Source organism: Acinetobacter sp. WCHAc060033 (assembly GCF_004209125.1).
Classification (GTDB): domain Bacteria; phylum Pseudomonadota; class Gammaproteobacteria; order Pseudomonadales; family Moraxellaceae; genus Acinetobacter; species Acinetobacter wuhouensis.
On record NZ_SGSW01000214.1, the window covers coordinates 1 to 289 of the forward strand.

Consider the following 289-nt stretch of genomic DNA (forward strand, 5'->3'; position numbering starts at 1 on the left):
TGACTCACTTCAGATTTCAGTATCTAAGCAAGCTCAGCTGCTGAAAGTCTCCCGTGGTTGTTATTACTATCGCCCAAAACCTGTGAGTGCATCAGATCTGAAGCTGATGCGGTGTATGGATGAGTTACATATGCAATACCCTTTTGCAGGTAGCCGTATGATGCGTGATTTGTTGAATCGTCAAGGACATCATATAGGACGACGTCATACACGTACTTTAATGAAGAAAATGGGCATTAATGCGTTATATTGCAAACCAAATTTAAGCCAGGCTAATCAAGCTCACCGC

The 289-nt window shown here is 42.6% G+C and carries 1 protein-coding gene; it reads left to right on the plus strand.

Going from position 1 to position 289, the window contains the following annotated elements; translation table 11 throughout:
- Positions 1-289, plus strand: a 289-nt coding sequence (locus tag EXE10_RS21315) for an IS3 family transposase (RefSeq protein WP_130114624.1), incomplete at both ends; no start/stop codon positions are given.